The organism is Pelovirga sp. (assembly GCF_059864205.1).
Genome location: NZ_JCBCBS010000021.1, coordinates 1 through 16,638 on the forward strand (window position 1 = coordinate 1; position 16,638 = coordinate 16,638).

General features: G+C 50.9%; 15 protein-coding genes. 12 read left to right on the forward strand and 3 right to left on the reverse strand.

All coding sequences use genetic code 11. The features are described from left to right. The 3 genes from rpmB to purM form a co-directional block, all read right to left on the reverse strand. On the reverse strand, positions 1–95 hold a 95-nt coding region (gene rpmB, locus AC6F7T_RS01240), incomplete at its 3' end, for a 50S ribosomal protein L28 (RefSeq protein WP_500716190.1). Positions 96–486: 391 nt separating this feature from the next. After that, entirely contained in the window at positions 487–1,140 is a 654-nt protein-coding gene (purN, locus tag AC6F7T_RS01245) for a phosphoribosylglycinamide formyltransferase (protein ID WP_500716139.1), read from the reverse strand. Between the two features lie 15 nt (positions 1,141–1,155). Beyond that, the gene (gene purM, locus AC6F7T_RS01250; protein WP_500716140.1) at positions 1,156–2,199 is read right to left on the reverse strand and encodes a phosphoribosylformylglycinamidine cyclo-ligase; all 1,044 of its coding nucleotides are present in this window, start codon (positions 2,197–2,199) and stop codon (positions 1,156–1,158) included. 288 nt (positions 2,200–2,487) lie between these two features. On the opposite strand from purM, the gene rimI reads away from it, so the two are divergent. From rimI to miaA, 12 genes are all read left to right on the forward strand, one after another. Continuing rightward, the gene (gene rimI / locus AC6F7T_RS01255) at positions 2,488–2,934 is read left to right on the forward strand and encodes a ribosomal protein S18-alanine N-acetyltransferase (RefSeq protein ID WP_500716142.1); all 447 of its coding nucleotides are present in this window, start codon (positions 2,488–2,490) and stop codon (positions 2,932–2,934) included. Positions 2,935–3,000: 66 nt separating this feature from the next. Continuing rightward, entirely contained in the window at positions 3,001–3,876 is an 876-nt protein-coding gene (locus AC6F7T_RS01260; RefSeq protein ID WP_500716144.1) for an iron-sulfur cluster-binding protein, read from the forward strand. Between the two features lie 17 nt (positions 3,877–3,893). Continuing rightward, on the forward strand, positions 3,894–4,811 hold the full coding sequence (locus tag AC6F7T_RS01265) for a dihydroorotate dehydrogenase (RefSeq protein WP_500716191.1): 918 nt from the start codon (positions 3,894–3,896) through the stop codon (positions 4,809–4,811). 14 nt (positions 4,812–4,825) lie between these two features. After that, the gene (locus AC6F7T_RS01270) at positions 4,826–7,525 is read left to right on the forward strand and encodes a CBS domain-containing protein (protein WP_500716145.1); all 2,700 of its coding nucleotides are present in this window, start codon (positions 4,826–4,828) and stop codon (positions 7,523–7,525) included. Positions 7,526–7,596: 71 nt separating this feature from the next. Then, entirely contained in the window at positions 7,597–8,283 is a 687-nt protein-coding gene (locus AC6F7T_RS01275; RefSeq protein WP_500716146.1) for a site-2 protease family protein, read from the forward strand. Between the two features lie 10 nt (positions 8,284–8,293). Further along, the gene (locus AC6F7T_RS01280) at positions 8,294–9,061 is read left to right on the forward strand and encodes a segregation/condensation protein A (RefSeq protein WP_500716147.1); all 768 of its coding nucleotides are present in this window, start codon (positions 8,294–8,296) and stop codon (positions 9,059–9,061) included. Next, positions 9,054–9,611 carry an SMC-Scp complex subunit ScpB gene (gene scpB, locus AC6F7T_RS01285; protein WP_500716148.1) on the forward strand — a complete coding sequence of 186 codons (558 nt, stop codon included), beginning with the start codon at positions 9,054–9,056 and terminating at the stop codon, positions 9,609–9,611. The genes AC6F7T_RS01280 and scpB overlap by 8 nt, the downstream gene beginning before the upstream one ends. 13 nt (positions 9,612–9,624) lie before the next feature. Then, positions 9,625–10,338 (forward strand): pseudouridine synthase, encoded by a 714-nt coding sequence (locus tag AC6F7T_RS01290; RefSeq protein WP_500716149.1) that lies wholly within the window; start codon positions 9,625–9,627, stop codon positions 10,336–10,338. Between the two features lie 158 nt (positions 10,339–10,496). After that, positions 10,497–12,662 carry a tetratricopeptide repeat protein gene (locus tag AC6F7T_RS01295; protein ID WP_500716150.1) on the forward strand — a complete coding sequence of 722 codons (2,166 nt, stop codon included), beginning with the start codon at positions 10,497–10,499 and terminating at the stop codon, positions 12,660–12,662. 38 nt (positions 12,663–12,700) lie between these two features. Then, entirely contained in the window at positions 12,701–13,603 is a 903-nt protein-coding gene (locus tag AC6F7T_RS01300) for an AAA family ATPase (protein WP_500716151.1), read from the forward strand. 252 nt (positions 13,604–13,855) lie between these two features. Continuing rightward, positions 13,856–15,703 carry a DNA mismatch repair endonuclease MutL gene (mutL, locus tag AC6F7T_RS01305; RefSeq protein WP_500716153.1) on the forward strand — a complete coding sequence of 616 codons (1,848 nt, stop codon included), beginning with the start codon at positions 13,856–13,858 and terminating at the stop codon, positions 15,701–15,703. Continuing rightward, a complete protein-coding gene (miaA, locus tag AC6F7T_RS01310; protein ID WP_500716154.1) occupies positions 15,700–16,638 on the forward strand; it encodes a tRNA (adenosine(37)-N6)-dimethylallyltransferase MiaA in 939 nt (312 codons plus the stop codon). The genes mutL and miaA overlap by 4 nt, the downstream gene beginning before the upstream one ends.

Consider the following 16,638-nt stretch of genomic DNA (forward strand, 5'->3'; position numbering starts at 1 on the left):
TTCGGGTTCCACACGGTGCGGGTTTTGTTATGGGCGTGACTGACGTTGTTTCCGGTAATCGGCTTCTTGCCGCAAATTCCACATTCTTTAGCCATCTTGATATCCTCCTGAAAGTTTCGAACGCGATTAACTAACACAGATTTTCAGTAGATGCAATGATATTAAGCGCGCAATGATAAAAAAACCTGGTATCTGTTCAGCCCCGGATCTTCGGATCATATGGCAAGGGACGCGATTGTTTCCCGTTGGGTCATCCCTGACCGCTTGTCGTCGTCCATGGTGACAAACACCCTTGCCACTGCAACCCCGACCCTGCGCAGGGACAGTGCTGAATAGTTACAAAAACCTGAATATTAGCGTCATTCAAACTCTGTGACAGTGAAACACTGAAGACACTGAGGAATTCATAAAAAGCAGGTTTTCTCTGTGTTCACGCTTGGCTCTAGTGTGCGAAGCGAACGGGTGGTGAAAAAAGGCTTGCTGCTGTCAGTGAGTCGGGTTGGTAAGAGTGTTTACACAACTCCTGCTGTCAGTAATTATCACTTTTCGACCGTCAAGCGTGACCCGTCCTTCGGCAAGCCACTGAATGGCTTGCGGGTAGATCCGATGTTCCTGCTCGAGAATCCGTTCTGCCAGGGTTGCGGCTGAATCTTCAGCTAAAATTGGAACGACTGCCTGAATGATGATGGGACCGGTATCAACATCAGCGTCAACAAAATGAACCGTACAGCCGGAAAACCGCGCGCCATAATCAATCGCCTGCTGCTGTACATTGAGCCCGGGAAAAGACGGCAGTAAGGCCGGATGAATATTGATAATCCGCTGCGGAAAGGCTGTCAGCATGATGGGAGTAATAATCCGCATAAAGCCGGCCAGTACGACCAGGTCTACCTCAGCCTGCTGCAGGGCATTTACCAGGGCGCGATCAAAATTTTCACGGGTAGGGTAGTCGCGGTGATTGATGCACAGGGTACTGATGCCGGCCTGTTGCGCACGTTCCAGAGCACCGGCGCCGGGGTTGTTGCTGATCACCAGGGCGATAGTGATCGGCAGCTCACCGGTTTGCTGTTGATCGATGATCGACTGCAAATTGGTACCACCACCCGAGGCTAACACGGCAATGCGATAGGGCTTTTTCACAGGATGATTCCGTAATTATTGGATGTCGACGCCGGGGGCATCGGCAGCAGCAATATGACCAATCAGCCAGGCGGTTTCACCCAGGGCAGCCAGGCGGCTCAGGATGTCGTCGGTTTCTGCTTGCGGGGCCACAAGAACCATGCCTACGCCGTAATTGAAGGTGCGGTACATCTCCTCGAGGGGCACATTACCACCCTGACGCAGCAATTCGAAAATTGCCGGTTTGTCCCAACTGTTACCATTGATCACCGCTTTACAATGGTGTGGCAGCACCCGCGGGATGTTTTCCAGCAGTCCACCGCCGGTGATATGGGCAATTCCCTTCAGTTGAAAGTCGCGCAGCAGATTAAGGATACTTTTGACATAGATACGCGTCGGCGAGAGAAGGACCTCGCCTAAAGGACGATCCAGCCCGGCAGGAACAGCAGTGAGGTCGAGTTTCATTGTTTCCAACAGGATCTTGCGCGCCAGGGAGTAGCCGTTGGAATGGAGACCACTGGAAGCAATGCCGATGACCTGATCGCCTTTGGTAATGGTCGAACCATCAATAATGTGGTCATAATCGGCAACGCCGACGGCAAAGCCGGCAAGGTCGTATTCACCACTTTTATACATGCCGGGCATTTCCGCTGTTTCGCCGCCCAGCAGGGCACAGCCGGCCTGTTTGCACCCTTCGGTGACACCTTTGATGACTTCAACGCCCTGCGCCGGGGTCAGTTTTCCGGTAGCAAAGTAGTCGAGGAAAAACAGGGGCTCAGCCCCCTGAACAATGATATCGTTGACGCACATGGCCACCAGATCGATGCCGACAGTTTCATGTTGATTCAGCATGAATGCCAGCATCAGCTTGGTGCCGACACCGTCGGTAGCAGCGACCAGCACCGGGCGCTGATACTTTGCTGTGTTCAACGAGAACAGTCCGCCAAAGCCACCAATGTCGGCAAGAACTTCCGGACGGGAGGTCTGTTTGACCAGGGGTTTGATCTGTTGAACGAATTCATTGCCGGCATCGATATCAACGCCGGCATCCTTGTAGGTGATGGGGTTTTTCTGGCTCATTGATCTGACTCCTTGCTCGAGGCGGCAGGCATTACAGCATTACCGGCAACCCTTGTCAATTGCAATGGGGGGAAGCAAAGGACAGAATACAGAATACAGAATTCAGAATACAGAAAAATTGGATGCGAAGAGCGGTAAACGGTAAACTGGAAGCGGTAAGCAGTGTCTATCCACGGCTTACGGCTCATTGTTCCCCTGTCAGTAAACATTTTTCTGTATTCTCGCATTCACCTTCTATATTCTACCAGCGTTTGTTTCAGGGTTTGGTAATGTGACGCTGGAGAGGTGATGACTGGCCAGAATATTTCTATCAGAACAGCAACCCGTGCAGATCTTGACGCTCTGCTGGCCCTCGAGCAAAGCTGCTACCCCTTTCCCTGGAGTCGTCGGCAGTTTATTGACGAGTTTGATAACCCGGCAGCAACCATTGATTTGGCGCTGGTAGAGGAGCAACTCGCCGGTTATCTCTGCTCCTGGTTGATCTGTGGCGAACTGCAAATCCAGAATCTGGCGACATCTCCTGCCTACCGGCGCCGCGGTATTGGCCAGATGTTGCTGGAATATGTTATTGCCCGTTGTCGTGGCGCTGGGCTGCTGTCGGCCTGGCTTGAGGTGCGGGAAGATAATCAGGCCGCGATCAAGCTCTATACCGGTTGTGGTTTTGAGGTCCAGGGGCGGCGCAAGAAATATTATCAGGATGGTGAGGACGCATTGTTATTAGGCAGAAGCTTTTGAGTAAAACTTTTTAACCACCCGTTCTCTTCGTTCACTAGAGACGCAGAGACTGATAACGGAGATGTCATGAAAAATCACAAGACCATTGTTTTGTCTAATCAGGAAATTTCGCCGGGTTATTTCCGCATGCGGATACTGGCGCCGGACTATTCCCGTCTGGCCAAACCTGGTCAGTTTGTCATGTTTCGCGTACAGCGCAGCCTGTTACCCCTGTTGCGCCGGCCTTTTGGTATCTTTCGCACCGGATTCATGCCGGCGGATTGCGATACCATGCCGCCGAAGGAATTTATCGAGATTATCTACAAGGTGGTCGGCAGCGGTACAGAGATCATGCAGGGTCTGCATTATGGTGACCCCGTTGAATTGCTTGGCCCTTTGGGTAGCGGGTTTGACTTGAACCTTACGTCCGGCGACAACATTCTGGTTGGTGGCGGTATCGGTCTGGTGCCCTTGTACATGCTGGCCGAGAGTATCGCTGACCCGTCACGGGCAGAGGTGCTGATTGGGGGGCGCAGTCGCGATGACATTATCACCGTGACCGAGTTTGAACGTTTGGGGGTAAAGACCTTCGTTTCAACGGAAGACGGCAGTATTGGCGATGCCGGGCTGGTTACCAAAGTGTTGGAACAACGTCTGGAGCAAAAACCCAAAGCCCGAGTGTTTGCCTGTGGGCCGATGCCGATGATCCGGGCGGTGGAAAAAATCTGTCGCAGTAAAGGGGTTGCGTTGCAGGTTTCCCTGGAGGAGTTAATGGCCTGCGGCGTTGGCGCCTGTCTTGGTTGTGTTGTCAAGGGGGAAGGGCATACGACGGAAAGACCCAGTTATCTATGTACCTGCACGGTGGGCCCGGTATTCAACGCCAGTGATCTTGCCTGGGATAACCATGATCATGCCAGTAGCGCGGTAAGCTACGGTGGTTGTGAATGTGGAGAAAAACGATGAAAAGAAAAGAAAAAGTTATTAAAAACGTTAATATGCAAGTAGAAATTGCAGGTATAACATTAAGAAATCCGATCATGCCGGCGTCGGGCACTTTTGGCTATGGGGAAGAATATGCTCCCTATCTGGATCTGAACTCTCTGGGTGCTATCGTCACCAAGGGGCTCTCTTTGAATCCCAAGGCCGGTAACAATACCCCGCGGGTATGTGAGACCGTTGGCGGCATGCTGAACGCGATTGGTCTGCAGAATGTCGGCATTGAGCAATTTATTTATCAGAAAATGCCTTTCCTGGAGCAGTTTGATACCCCGGTTATCGTTAATTTTTTCGGTAATACCCAGGATGAATATGGCGAGGTGGCTGCCCGTCTTGATGAACTGCCCGGCGTAGCTGGTCTGGAAATGAATATCTCCTGCCCCAACGTTAAACATGGCGGCATCATCTTCGGTACGGATCCCCAGGCGGCTTTTGCTGCGGTTGCCTCGGTGCGCAAGCGCACCAGCAAGCCGTTGATTGTGAAGTTAACACCGAATGTCACCGACATTCAGGTAACTGCCCGCGCGGCAGAAGAGGCCGGTGCCGATGCGATCAGCTTGATTAACACCCTTACCGGTATGGCGGTGGATGTTAAAACCCGGCGACCGCGCCTGGCCAACACCATTGGTGGATTATCCGGTCCGGCAATTCGACCCATTGCTGTGCGCCTGGTTCATCAGGTGGTTCAGGCGGTGAAGATTCCGGTGATTGGTATCGGCGGCATATCACGTGCCATGGACGCCCTTGAATTTCTGATTGTCGGGGCGAAAGCTGTCCAGGTCGGTACAGCCAACTTTGTTGATCCGAATGCCATGGCCACGATTATTACTGAGCTGGAGAATTTCTGCCTGGAAGAGGGGATTGATGATATCAACGATCTGATCGGCACCTTGGAGGTCTGAGAAGGATTTAAGATATGGATGTCATAGCAACCCACATCAACGCTGACTTTGACTGTCTTGGCTCGATGATTGCCGCGAAGCGTCTGTATCCTGATGCGGTGCTGGTTTTTCCTGGTGGCCAGGAGCGTGGACTGCGCCACTTTTTATTGGACAGCTCCCTCTATGCCTATGACATCAAGCGCCCCAAAGATATCGACCTCAAAGCTGTCAAGCGGCTGATTCTGGTCGATGTGCGCAGCGCCCAGCGTATCGGTCCCCTGGCTGATGTCGCCCGCCGACCTGACGTTGAATTGCATATCTATGATCATCATCCGGCCGATGAATACAGTCTCAAGGGCGCCCTGGAAGTGATTCGTGATGTCGGTGCCACGACGACGATCCTGACGCAGTTGTTTATTGAACGCGGCATTGTCCCCAACGCGGATGAGGCTACCATGATGATGCTTGGTCTTTTTGAGGATACCGGGCATCTGCTTTTTTCCAGTTCTACGCCTGATGATTTCCGCGCGGCGGCTTATCTGCTTGAGCATGGCGCCAATCTCAACATGGTTGCTGATTTTCTGGTGCGCGAGATGTCCCCGGAACAGGTGGAATTGCTCAACGATCTGCTTAAATCGACTGAACTGATCAATATCAATGGCGTTGAAATTGCCCTTGCCAGCGCCTCAACCGACAGCTACAGCGGCGATATTTCAACCCTGGTTCACAAACTCAAAGATATTGAAAACCTCAATATCCTCATTGCCGTGGTGCGCATGGAGGATCGGGTTTTCATTATTGCCCGTTCGCGTCTGCCGCAATTGCATGTGGGTGAGCTGTTGCGCGCGTTCGGTGGCGGCGGACATGCCTTTGCTGCCTCGGCTACAGTACGCGATAAACCGCTGGCGCAGGTACTCACCGAGATTGAACAGTATCTGCCACGTTTTGTTCAGTCCCACTGCGATGCTCAGCATCTGATGTCGCGTTCGGTAAAAAGCCTGCCGCTTACGGCCTCCATCCAGGATGCCCGCGATCTGATGACACGTTACAACTTTAATGCCCTGCCGATCCTCCATGGTGATGGCCAGGTTGCCGGTATCCTGACCCGTCAGCTGGTTGAAAAGGCCGCTCACCATCGCTTGCATAAGATCCCTGTCGCCGAAGTGATGAACAGCGATTTTGAACAGGTTGCCCCAACATCTTCTCTGCAGGAATTACAACGGGTCATTGTTGAACACCAACAGCGCAGTGTGCCGGTGGTTGAAAAGGGAACCCTGGTCGGTGTGGTTACCCGGACCGATTTGCTGCGCTATATGCTCGGCAACACCAGCGCCACTGAAGAAGGAGAACGGCAGCAGCTGGAGCGGCGAGGTCTGCAGACACGCCGTAGAAATCTTGATCGTTACATTACGACCCAGCTACCTGCCCAGGTGCGAAAATTGCTGCAGCAGCTTGGGGTTGTTGCTGACGAGTTAGGGATCCGCGCTTATCTGGTCGGTGGCTTTGTCAGGGATCTGTTATTGCGCCAGAAAAACCTTGATATCGATGTGGTGGTGGAAGGTGACGGCATTGCTTTTGCCCGGGCCTTTGCTGCCAAGGTGTCAAGCCGCGTGCGTGAACATGCAAAGTTCGGCACCGCTGTGATCATTTTTCCGGATGGCTTCAAGATCGACGTGGCCAGCGCCCGGATTGAATATTACGACAGCCCGGCGACCCTGCCGCGGGTAGAGGATGCGTCGATCCGTCATGATCTTTATCGTCGTGATTTTACCATCAACACCCTGACGGTTGCCCTGAACCCGGATAACTTTGGGGTGGTTCTTGACTTTTACGGCGGCCAACGCGATCTGCGCGATAAATCGATTCGGGTGCTGCACAACTTGAGTTTTATTGAAGATCCAACCCGGCTTTATCGCGCGGTACGATTTGAACAACGCCTGAAATTTGACATTGGTCGCCAGACGGAGCGCCTGATGCACAGCGCCGTACAGTTAAAAATGGTGCGTAAAGTGGGCGGGGTGCGGATATTCAACGAACTGAAGTACATCCTCAGTGAAGCTCAGATTGTTCCGGCGCTGGAACGCCTGAATCACTTCGGACTGCTGAAGATTATTGATTCCAGAATCCTTTTTGATGTTGGTGTAAAAAAAATGCTCAAGGCAGCAGATCAGGCCATCAACTGGTTTGAATTGCTCTATACCGGTACACCCTGTCGGCCCTGGCTTGTTTTTTTGATGTGCCTGCTTGATCGTCTGCCGGTTGCGGGTCTGCGTAAGGTAAGTCGCTGGTTTGCCATGCGGCCGAATGAAAAATTGGTTATCGTCGATGAACTGCCACAGATGGCAGGTCTAGCGCATAAACTTTCACGTTTACTGCGCCATCAGCAGCAACCGACCAATAGTGACCTCTATCACTGGTTTTCCCCGTTTACGATGGAATCCTTGCTGTACCTGATGGCGCGCAGTGAACAGGAACCGGTACGCCAATGGGTTTCCCTCTATATGACTGATTTGCGCCGCGAAAAGGTGTTGATTGACGGACACGATCTGGTGCAGCTTGGGTTGTCGCCGGGTCCGGAATTTCAGCGTATCTTCCGGCATCTTCTTGATGGCCGCCTGGATGGGATACTTACCACCCGCGCTGACGAACTTGGTTGGGTCCACGAGCATGTCCTGGGCGACCGTAATCAGGCTGACCAAAACAGTTCAGTTGACCCCGAACCACAAGTCAACTAGTATCCTGTAGCCTCAGGAGTACGAGATTATCAAACAGGATTTACGCCACTTTTTACCCACCAAAGGTCGCCATGGAAGCAGTTCTTTCAAAGTTAGCCGTCATGCTGGTTCCGGCTTTACTGGCCATCATGATGCACGAGGTTTCCCACGGCTACGTCGCAGAGCGTTTTGGTGATCCAACCGCACGCCTGCTTGGCCGTTTGAATCTCAATCCTTTTAAACATCTTGATCCCATTGGCAGTATTGCGGTTTTTATTTTTGGCTTCGGCTGGGCCAAGCCGGTTCCGGTCAACCCTTCCAACTTTCGCCGCCCGCGTAAGGATATGGTCTGGGTGGCACTGGCCGGTCCCTTGACTAATCTCATGTTGGCATTGTTTTCGGCCTTGTTGTTGCGAATCCTTGGCTGGTTCGATCCGGTTTCACCTGATGACACCGGGGTTTTTCTGCAGATGCTGACGCCGCTGAAGATGATGGCCGCCTTCAGCTTGTACATCAATGTCTTGCTGGCGGTTTTTAATTTGCTGCCGGTTCCGCCATTGGATGGCGGACGGATACTGATGGGTTTTGTCCCTGATATTTATGCGGCTATGTTGTCACGGCTGGAACCCTTTGGACTGGTTCTGATTGTTCTGCTGGTGTTCTTTACCAACCTCTGGTCAGTGGTTCTGGCGCCGATCATCAGTTTTATTGTGCTGTTGATGGCGGGCAAGCAAATGGTGCTTGTTGAGCAGTCGATGCGTTTTTTATTCGGTCATTAGCAGGGGTTTGATGACGGTTGATATCAACTTAGAAAATTTTTCCGGACCCCTCGACCTGCTGTTGCACCTGATCAAAAGTCAGGAAATGGATATCTACGATATCCGTATTGTTAAGATCACCGAACAATATTTAACCATTATTGATCAGATGAAACAGCTGGATCTCGATGTTGCTGGAGAATTTCTGGTTATGGCGGCGCAGTTGATTCATATTAAATCGCGCATGTTGTTGCCGGTAAATGAGGAGTTGGCTGAAGAAGAGGGGGAGGATCCTCGTGCCGAGTTGGTCAAACGATTGCTTGAGTATCAACGTTACAAGCAGGCAGCAGCCCTGTTCGAGCAATTGCCGCAGTTGGAACGCGATGTTTTTCTGCCCCATGGCGTATTTGAAGAGCTCTTGCTTGAGTCACCCCAGGATGCAGAGATGTCTATCAGCATCTACCAGTTGGCCAGTGCCTTTCATCAGCTGATGAGCCATGTCAAAATCGAGGTGTTTCACGAAGTGGTGCGTGAAAACCTGGCGGTGAGCGACTATATTGCCCGTATCTGTCGGCAGTTGATTGACCATTCACGCATCTCTTTTCGCGATTTATTCCATACCGGATACCAGCGCAGCGAACTGGTAGTGACCTTTCTTGCTTTGCTTGAATTAACGCGGTTGCGTATGGTCGGAATCGAACAGGTAACCACCTTTAGTGATATCTGGTTAATGCGTGTAGCTACAGAGGATCAGTTGCACCGCCTGCAACTGGCTGGGGGGATTCTCGACGATGACTGAACTAAAAGCTGTCATCGAGGCCTTTTTGTTTGTCGCCGGAGACCCTTTGTCTCTGGATAAACTTGCCGATCTGACTGAAACCGACAAAACTGCTGTTAAAGATTTGATTGCTCTTCTGACCCAAGAGTACAACCGGTCAGGTCGTGGTATTCACTTGGTCGAAGTAGCCGGCGGGTATCAGTTTCGCAGCGATCCAACGCTGGCCCCCTGGTTACGGCGTTTGCAGAAAGAACGTGTCCAGCGACTGTCGGCAGCAGCTCTCGAGACCCTGGCGATTATCGCCTATCGCCAACCGGTCACCCGGGCGGAGATTGAATATCTGCGTGGTGTTGATTCCGGTGGGGTAATGAAAACCTTGCTTGAGCGTAACCTCTTGCGGATCCTCGGCAAAAAAGACGTGCCTGGTCGCCCTTTGTTATACGCCACCAGTCGCTATTTCCTCGAGTTATTTGGTCTGAAAGATCTCAATGATCTGCCCACCCTGAAAGAATTTGCCGGGCTTGATCCGGAGTTGGCCGAAGCGTTGCCCCTTGAACCGTCTGATCACTAGGAATGGAATGACTATGCAGGAACGTTTACAAAAATTGATTGCCCGTGCCGGACTGGCTTCACGTCGTCAGGCAGAAGAGTGGATACGTCAGGGGCGGGTTACGGTTAATAATAAGGTTGCGCACATTGGCCAGAGTGCCGACTTGCGTCATGATCAGATCCGTGTGAATGGGGTTCCCCTGAAAAAAGAAGAACAGAAAGTTTCGTTGCTCCTTAATAAACCCAGAGGTTACGTCTGTTCCCTTAACGATCCGCAAGGTCGTGCCCTGGTAACTGAACTGGTCAAGGATATCCCGGAGCGATTGTTTCCGATCGGACGCCTTGATTATAATAGCGAAGGACTGATTTTGTTGACCAACGATGGTGATCTGTCTCACGCCCTGACTCATCCCGGGAAAGAGGTTGAAAAAACCTACCTGGTCAAAGCTCGCGGTCAATTGACCATCACCATAGCCGACCAGATGCGCAGTGGCATTGAACTCGATGATGGAATGACACAACCGGCCAGGATAGAACATGTTCGTAGTGCCGGCAGTAATTGTTGGTTTGAGGTGGTTCTTAAAGAGGGCAAAAACCGCCAGATACGACGCATGTGTGAACATTTCGGGTTGATTGTTGTGCGCCTGAAAAGGATCAAGGTTGGATTTCTTACCCTGGATGGCGTGCGCCCGGGAACCTATCGGCTACTGCAGCCCGCAGAAATTGCCAGGCTCAAAAGAACGCATTGACGACAGATTGTTCATTAGTGTTTACTTTTGTTTGGATACATGATAACAAGGGCGATATGTTTGGTAATCTATTGGTGCTTTCGCAATGATTATTCAAACAAAGAGCCTTGAGACAACTTACCTCAGTTGTAAATGCAAACGATAAAATGGGGGTTTTTTTGGCAACAAATAAAGACAAACTGCTGGAATCAGCGCAGAAAAACCTGAGCAAGAAGCAGTACACCAAGGCGATCAAGGATTTTGCCAGGATCGTTGAGATGGAGCCGGGGGATATCCGTTCGCGGCAGAAACTGGCTGAGTTGTTTGTGCGCACCAGTAAGACGGCTGAAGCCTATGAGCAGTACGAAGCTATTGCCAAGTATTATTCGAGTAATGGTTTTTATCTTAAGGCGATCGCTATCTATAAGCAGATGCAGCGCCTCGATCCCAGTCAGCTCTCCATTTACAGTCGTCTGGCAGAACTTAACCAGAAACAGGGCCTGATCGGCAATGCCATGGCGGAGTATCGCAGCCTCGTTGATTATTATGAACGTAACCAGCTTATTGCCGATGAGATCAAAATCCTTGAAAAAATGCGCGACCTGGACCCGGGTAATCTCAATGTCAGGGTCAAACTGGCTGAAGTGTTGGTCAATAATGAACGTAAGGATGAAGGGTTTGAAGAAATTATAGCGATCATCGATGTCTTGAAGGGCAAAGGTGATTTCGATAAATGTCTCAAGCTCTACACCATGTTTTTGCCTTACTTCCCGGGCAACCGCCAGCTGCAGACAGGGTTGGCTCACACCTTTTTTGAAAAAGGTGATTATGCCCGCGGGACAACCATTCTTGAAACCCTGCTTAAAGATAAACCCGGAGATCCTGATCTGTTACGGCTGGTCAGCAGAGGCTATGCACAATCCGGTAATTACCTGCGCGCCGTTGAATCCTACCGACAATTGCTGCAGATGGACCCGAGCGATCTTGATATCCGTGAAGCGCTGATCCAATGCGAGATTGACTACAAGCATTATGAGTTGGCCGTTAACGAGTTGGAAGAGTGGAAAGATGCCTTTTTCAAGGCTGGACGCCTCGAAAAACTCAAAGAATATTATGAGTTTTTGAATGCTGAAATGCCACATACGACGGCGATCATTGAAACCCTTGATTCCATTTATGAACTCACTGGAGAGGGGGGTAAGCTTCTTGATATTATTTCCGACCGAAACGACGATGTCGAAATTGACACCGGTGATATACTGTCTGACTCTCTGCTTGGATCTGTTGATCTGGATATTGAGGATGATGAAAATGATGCCGCAGATAATGATTTCAGTTATGGCATCCTTGAGGATGACAACATCGATCTGCTGCTTGAACCTGGAGATGATGAAGCGGAATCTCCGCTACAAGAGGAGCATTCGGATTCCTTCATTGAACTCGATATTTCCGACAATATCAACCTTGATGATGAGTTCGACACGGATGATGTAGAGCTGGACACCCTCTTTCATTTCGATACGGATAAAGAAATCCCGGTCGATCCAGTGCGCAACATTAGTAATCTCCAGGCTGATCTTGAGGAGGCAGAATTTTATCTGCAGCAGGGGTTATTTGTCGATGCCGAAAGATTATGCAATGACATCCTTGCCTATGCTCCTGATTCTCAGGAATGCCGGCGCAAACTCCAGGAGATTGAAGAACAGCGACGCGTTGAGTCACCAAAGACGGAAACCTTATCAGCGGCAGATTCACAAGCGAGCGACGGCTTAGGCTTCGGCGATTTTGACTTTGATTCAGAACTGGATCAGCTGCAGTCATTTAACACCAATCAGAAAAAGGTGTTCAAAACCGATGTCGATGAACAGATTGCCGCTGACGACATGGAGTCCCATTATAATCTGGGGATAGCTTACCGTGAGATGGGATTGCTCGATGATGCTATCAGTGAATTTGAGAAAGCCCAAAAAGATCCGCTCCGCTACGTTGATTGCCAGATGCTCAAAGGCTTGACCTTTTCCGACAAGGGCGATTATCTCAGCGCCGAGCGGATGTTTCTCCAGGCCCTTGATTCGCCACGGTTGGAGGAAATCCAGCGGTTGAATCTTGGTTATGAGTTGGGCTTGTTGTTTGAGCGCGCTGAGCGCCACTACGATGCCCTGGTCAGCTATCGCAATGTGCTGGCGCAGGACAGCAAATATCGAGATGTGGCAGAAAAGGTTGCCACGTTGAAACGCAACCTGGGTATCCTTGACGATCCATCTCCTGCGGACGCAAAGGCTCAGTCTCCACGCCTTGCAACGAGCGAACCTGACAAACCCAGGCAGCGGGTTTCGTTTTTATAGGTAGTTGTTGCTCAAATGAATCATGCCATGGGGGTTTCATGGGTTACACAGAATATTTTAATTTCGAACGGGAACCCTTTTCCAACGCTCCTAACGACAAGTTTTATTTTGATTGCGAGCAACACCGCCGTGCACTGCAGCGATTGAAATATTCAGTTGATACCGACAAAGGGCTGGCGGTTCTTGTTGGTGGCATCGGTACTGGTAAAACAACCCTGGCGCGGCGGATGCTCGATAACCTTCCGGTTGAGCGTTACGAATCATCCCTGTTGGTTATTATCCACTCAGATATCACTCCCGAGTGGCTGTTGTCGCGTATTTGTGTACAGCTGGGGGTTGATAACCCCGCATCCGGGCAAATCACCATGCTCAAGCAACTCTTTGACCGCTTGATCCGGATCGAAGAAGAAGGGCGCAAAGCGGTTGTCTTGATTGATGAAGCGCAGATGTTGCAAACGCGTGAACTGATGGAAGAATTTCGTGGCCTGCTGAACCTCGAGCTGCCCAGAAAAAAACTGCTCAATATCATTTTTTTTGGTTTGCCGGCTCTCGATGAGGTCATGCAACTGGATGAACCGTTGGCCCAACGGGTGGCATTTAAATATACGCTGACTCCCTTCGATCCACGAGAAACAGCAGCCTATATGGCCTTTCGTCTCGAGGTGTCCGGCTGTGGTCAATCACCTTTTTTGCCCGAAACACTGCCATTGATACAGAGTTATTCCGGTGGAGTGCCCAGACTGATCAATACGATCTGCGATAATGCCTTGTTCGAGACCTATCTGCGTCATGGCAAAGTAGTAACGGAAGGAATTATCACCAGTGTTGTCGAAGATTTAGGGCTGAAGATGCTGACTCCGCTTAAAACGACGGAGCTCTTTGATCGAACACCTGAAAATGATGATCTTGAGATTGTTTTCGATGGACTGAACAATATATAAGGGTTGTTTGTAACTGTACAGCGCCGGATCTTCGGATCCTATGTCAAGGGACGCGATTGTTTCCCGTTGGGTCATCCATGACCGCTTGTTGTCGCCGTCCATGACGACAAACACCCTTGCCACAGGAGCCAAAGGCCCTGCGCAAGGACAGTGCTAAATAGTTACGGTTGTTTTTTTGCAACATTCAATTCACTGACGGCCGGTATATCCGGCCGTTGTCATTTTGAGCTAAACGGATTGGATGAGAAACATATGAACAATAAGCCTACTATCCAAATTTTGCCCGAAGAACTGTGCAACAAAATTGCCGCGGGCGAAGTGGTGGAGCGACCTTCATCAGTGGTCAAGGAGTTGCTGGAAAATGCTCTGGATGCCGGAGCTACAGAGGTGTTGATTGAACTTGGTGGGGGTGGCAAAACCCTGATCAGAATCACTGACAACGGCTGCGGTATGAACCGTCAGGACGCATTGCTGTGTTTTGAGCGCCATGCCACCAGTAAAATCAGCACTGATGATGATCTTTTTGCGTTAAAAACCCTCGGTTTCCGCGGCGAGGCCCTCGCTTCGATTGCCTCGGTGTCACGCATGAATCTGAAGACCTGCGATAATGTTGATGGCTTGGGCCACCATATCCAGATCGAGGGGGGGAAAATAAAAAAAGTTGACCAGTTGGGATTGCCCGTTGGTACCAGTATCGAAGTGAGAAATCTTTTTTTTAACCTGCCGGCCAGAAAAAAATTCTTACGTAAAGATCAGACTGAACTGGGTCATGCTGCCGACGTTGTTTCCAAGTTGGCTCTGGCACGACCAGACGTCAGTTTTCGTTTGCTTCATCAAGATCGCTTGATGCTTGATTTACGCCATGAAAAGGGGTTAGCGGAGCGCTTGGCGGCCTTGCTTGGGCGGTCTTTGTTGCGCGATATGCTACCCGTTGATGAAGCCGGCAGCGAGTCTCTACGCATCACAGGGCTGATTTCTCGTCCCGACCTCAATCGCTCTTCTAGCAGCCATATCTATACCTTTATCAATGGCAGATATATCCGTGATCGGGTGGTTCAACACGCGATCATGGATGGCTACCGTCATCTGTTGATGAAGGGACGCTACCCGGTGGTGGCGTTGTTTCTGGCCATCGAGCCAGCCCTCGTTGATGTCAATGTCCATCCGACCAAGCATGAGGTGCGTTTTCGTGATCAGGGGATAGTCCATGATTTTATCGCTGCTACGCTGCAACGGATCCTCAAGCCGTCTGACTGGGTAACACAACCGCGCACCTGTGACCCTGCGTCAGCGCCTTCACTTCCCCCCTGGCGCCAACAACAGCCACTTCAACATCACACCGGGGGGAACGCGCCTGCTGAGGCAGAACCGTTGGTCAGGGAAGAGGTGCGTTCATTTACTTTTAGTAAAATGACCGCAGATCTTCCTGTTACCGAAGTTGCCCTCAAAAATCCGGATACTGCGCTGCTCGAACAGATGCAACAGGATGATTTGCTTACCGGCAAAGCAGATGGGTTTTTTTCAAACCTGCATATTCTCGGGCACTATCATCAGACCTATATCCTGTGCCAGGACCAAAGTGACCTTGTTCTGATCGATCAACATGCTGCCCACGAACGGATTGGTTTTGAACGCCTGAAAAAAGCTTATCAGGAAGGCGGCGTACAACGGCAGCAGTTGTTGTTTCCTGAAGTGTTTGAACTTGACTACAAAAGTGCCGCTGCACTGGAAGAGTATCTGGCAGAGTTGGAACGCCTGGGGTTTGAGATTGAACCTTTTGGCGGTAAGGCTTTTGCCGTGAAGGCCCTTCCGGCACTGCTGGCTGCGGCACCGGTGGCAACACTTGTCACAGATGTGGCCCTCGAGCTGGAACGGATCGGCCGTGAAGGGCAACTGGCAGAATCGATTGATGATGTTCTGATTTTAATGGCTTGCCACCGCGTTATCCGCGCCAACCAGGCGTTGAATCATCAGGAGATCAAGGCCTTGTTGGCTGATCTTGATCGTATCGATTTCAAAGGTCATTGCCCCCACGGACGCCCGGTGCTGGCGCGCATGAGACTGTACGAAATTGAACGCCTGTTTCGTCGCCACGGATGAAAGCCGCCAGGTCACATAAAATACCGGTGCTGGTGATCTGTGGACCTACCGGTTCCGGCAAAAGCGCCCTGGCTATCGAGCTGGCACAGCTTCTCCCCCTAGAGATTATCTCCGCTGATTCACGCCAGGTCTACCGGTTTATGGACATCGGCACGGCCAAGGCCAGCAAGGCTGAACAGGTGCAGGTGCCCCATCATATGATTGACCTGATTGATCCTGATCAGGAGTTTTCGGTAGCGGCATTTGTCGATCTGGCGCGGCCGCTGATAAACCAGATCTTTGAACGTGGCAAGCTGCCCTGTGTTGTGGGTGGAACCGGTCTTTACATCAAGGCCTTGCTGGGGGGGTTGGCAGCAGAGCTGCCCACCGCTGATCCGCTGTTGCGACACAGGTTATATCAACGGGAAGAGGAGCAGGGAAGCGGTACTCTTCATCTCCAGCTGCAACAGCTTGATCCGCAATCAGCGGCAGTTATTCACCCCAACAACCTGATTCGTACCGTACGGGCGCTTGAGGTCTGTCTGTTAACCGGCCAGATGTTTTCAGCCATCAAAGCGCAACATAATTTTGTCGAAAGCCCTTATCGCGTATTAACCCTGGCTCCCGTTTATCCACGCCAGACACTTTATCAGCGTATTGATATGCGCACCTGCGATATGCTCAAAGCGGGTTTGGTTGCCGAAGTGAAGTTGCTCGCTGCACGTTACGGCAGGGACCTTAAGGCCCTCCAAACCCTGGGTTACCGCGAGGTTCTGCGGTATCTGGAAGCTGACTGCGACGCCGAACAGCTGTGTGCCGAGATTCAGTTGCGTACCCGACAATATGCAAAAAAGCAATTAACCTGGTTTCGTAAGGAACCTGATATTATTTGGGTTGATTCCACCTGTAACTCTGATAAAGTAATGAAATACATTGATCATTTGATTACTCATTAA